Source organism: Phenylobacterium sp. (assembly GCF_031412415.1).
Classification (GTDB): domain Bacteria; phylum Pseudomonadota; class Alphaproteobacteria; order Caulobacterales; family Caulobacteraceae; genus Phenylobacterium.
In genome coordinates this window covers 1-2,648 of record NZ_JANOCX010000065.1, presented here as the reverse complement: position 1 = coordinate 2,648, position 2,648 = coordinate 1, and the positions used below count along the sequence as shown (strand labels likewise).

The window sequence follows — 2,648 nt, the reverse complement described above, 5'->3', positions numbered from 1 at the left end:
CCGCCGGAGTCCAGCACCTGGAACTGCGTCTCGCCCAGCTTGACCACGTCGCCGTGGGAGACCTCGCGATCGGGCGCCTTGCCGATCCGCTCGACCTCCTTGGGGCCGACCACGGTCGCGCCGGTGGCGGCCACGATGTCGGCGTTGCCGCCGGCGTGGTCGGGGTGCCAGTGGGTGTTGAGGATCAGGTCCAGCTTCCAGCCCACCTTTTCCAGCTCGCGGAGGATGGCCGCGGCGTCGGGTGTGTCCACGCAGGCGGCGAGGCCCGTGGCGTCGTCGCGGACCAGGAAGCCGTAGTTGTCGGAGAGGCAGGGGAACTGATGAACGGTGATCGTCATGGCGGCCTCTCGAAAGACTTCGTGTACGGGTCCCAGGCATTTAGGGTCGGGCGAACCTCAAGTCGAGCATAGGCCTCATGCGTCGCGACGTCCTGGAACTGCGCGAATTCTACGCCACGCCGCTGGGACGCGCGGCGCGCGAGATGGTGGGTCGCAAGGTGATCGAGACCTGGGACGACGCCCATGGCCTGGACGTGTTGGGCCTGGGCTACGCCATTCCCTTCCTGGGGGGCGCCCGGGCGGCCGCGCGCCGGGTAGTGGCCGCCATGCCTGCTCAACAGGGGGTGGAGATCTGGCCCGCCGACGGCGCCAACCTCGCCTGCCTGAGCGAGGAGGACGCCCTGCCGTTCCCCAACGCCTTCTTCGACCGGATCCTGGCGGTCCACGCCCTGGAGGAGAGCCCCGACCCGCTGGCCTTGCTGCGGGAGGTCTGGCGGGTGCTGGCGCCGTCGGGCCGCGTGATCGTGGTCACCGCCGCGCGCAACGGCCTTTGGGCCAACGCCGAGAAGACCCCCTTCGGACACGGCCGCCCCTACACCCGCAGTCAGCTCGCCGACCTGCTGCGCGAGGCCGAGCTTGAGCCCACCGGCTGGACGCGGGCGCTCTATGTGCCGCCGGTCCCGTGGATGGCGGGCTGGGCCGAGGGGTTCGAGCAGGCGGGCTCGCGGTTGTGGCCGGGTTTCGCGGGCCTGGTGCTGACCGAGGCGGTCAAGCAGACCTTCGCGGTCAAGGCCAAGCCCCACCGGGTTCGCGCCCGCGTGGCGCGGCCCGTGCTGTCGCCCCTGCCGGCCAGCCGGGCGCCTGCTTCCCGGGCGCCGAAGGATCAAGACTAGCTCAGGCCTTGGAGCCTGCCGCGCGGCGCCCTAGCTTCGATGGAAAGTCGCTTCACGGAGCCTCGTCATGAAAATGATCGTCGCGATCATCAAGCCCAGCCGCCTCGACGCCGTCCTAGACGCCGTCACAGAGGCCGGGGCCTCGGGATTGACCGTCACCGAGGTGCGCGGCTACGGGCGCCAACGGGGCAAGACCGAGGTCTATCGTGGCGCCGAATACGAGGTGAAGCTGCTGCCGAAGGTGAAGCTGGAGATCGCCGTGCCCACCGACATCCTCGACACGGTGATCGAGGCGGTGGCGCGCACCGCCAACACCGGCAAGATCGGCGACGGCAAGATCTTCGTCATGGACCTGGAACAGGCCCTGCGGATCAGGACCGGCGACCGCGACGCCGCGGCCATCGCGGGATAGGGCTTAGCCCAGGAAATCGCCGGGCGGCGGAGCGGCGGCGTTTCCTGCGTAGAGGCTCGAGCTCGAGAGTTCACCGGTCCAGGCGCCATTGGGCGGCGTGGCGGTCTCGACCGGGGCCGAGCCGCCGGGGCGACCCAGGAAGAGGTGGCCATCGGCTATGCCGTCGCCGTTGAGGTCGACATCCACGCGCATGCCCGGCAGCCGGGTGGTTTCACTGGTCCCAGCGAAGCCCTGCAGGGTTCCGAAGATGTTGGATTCCTGATGCTGTTTCAGCAGCGTGAGCAGCTGCCCGTTACCCAAGGCCAGTCGGTCGCCCTGACCTTCCGAGAAATCCAGCACAACGCCCAGCAGGCCATCAGCGCCGGCCTGGCCCGAGATCACGAAGGTGTCGGCGCCCGCGCCGCCGGTGGCGACGGCGTCGAAAGCCAGGAAGATCCTGTCGTCGCCGGCCCCGCCGCTCAGCAGGTCGAACTGACCAAGGTCCGCGCCGCCGCCGCTCAGGGTGTCGTTCCCGTCGCCGCCGTGCAGGGTGTCGGTCCCGGCCCCGCCGTCGAGGCTATCGTTGCCGCCCTCGCCGAAGATTTCGTCACGGCCGGCGCCGCCTTGAAGGGTGTCACCGCCCTCGCCGCCGCGCAGCACCTGGACATCGTCCTCTGGCGCCGGCGGGGTTTCAAGCGTGGCGGCGTCCTGGGCCGCTGGCTCCAGCGCGACGGGCGCCGCGACCACCACGGGGGTGGCGACGTCCGGCGCCGTCGGCTCCGACGCGATCTCGCTCCCGACGGGCGCGGGCTTCTCGGCGTTGTCCTGGGCGCCCAGCAACTCGTGGCGCGGGTCATCCGGCGTTTGGGCGGCGGCGGCCAGCGGCGCCAGGGCGGCGACCGCGCCCAGGGCCAAGGGCGGCGCCGGGGAATGGGGGAGGGTCGCGGCGTCTGCCTGTTCGACGTCGTGCATGAAGGCGGCGGCCACCACCAGGGCGACGACGAACTGCGCCTGGCGTCCGCTCAGCGAGACGACCACGTCGCCGCGCTGCTCGCGCCAGTCGGGGCCCAGCAGGCGGTCACAGGC

The 2,648-nt window shown here is 71.1% G+C and carries 4 protein-coding genes; 2 read left to right on the top strand and 2 right to left on the bottom strand.

Annotated elements, in window-relative coordinates:
- A partial coding sequence (locus RMO04_RS03275; protein ID WP_309643365.1) for an MBL fold metallo-hydrolase occupies positions 1-338 on the bottom strand: 338 nt, incomplete at its 3' end.
- 77 nt (positions 339-415) lie between these two features.
- Between RMO04_RS03275 and RMO04_RS03270 the strand changes: the two genes are divergently transcribed.
- Together RMO04_RS03270 and RMO04_RS03265 are read left to right on the top strand one after the other, a co-directional pair.
- Positions 416-1,171: a methyltransferase domain-containing protein gene (locus RMO04_RS03270; RefSeq protein ID WP_309643364.1), complete on the top strand. Its 756-nt coding sequence runs from the start codon at positions 416-418 to the stop codon at positions 1,169-1,171.
- 67 nt (positions 1,172-1,238) lie between these two features.
- Positions 1,239-1,583 carry a P-II family nitrogen regulator gene (locus RMO04_RS03265; RefSeq protein ID WP_309643363.1) on the top strand — a complete coding sequence of 115 codons (345 nt, stop codon included), beginning with the start codon at positions 1,239-1,241 and terminating at the stop codon, positions 1,581-1,583.
- 3 nt (positions 1,584-1,586) lie between these two features.
- Here RMO04_RS03265 and RMO04_RS03260 read toward each other — a convergent pair.
- The coding region (locus RMO04_RS03260) for a hypothetical protein (RefSeq protein ID WP_309643362.1) at positions 1,587-2,648 on the bottom strand (1,062 nt) is incomplete at its 5' end.

What these genes read in the sequence shown, in the direction of transcription:
- RMO04_RS03270 (WP_309643364.1), top strand. Translation starts at nt 416, where the DNA reads ATGCGTCGCGACGTCCTGGAACTGCGCGAATTCTACGCCACGCCGCTG.
- RMO04_RS03265 (WP_309643363.1), top strand. Translation starts at nt 1,239, where the DNA reads ATGAAAATGATCGTCGCGATCATCAAGCCCAGCCGCCTCGACGCCGTC.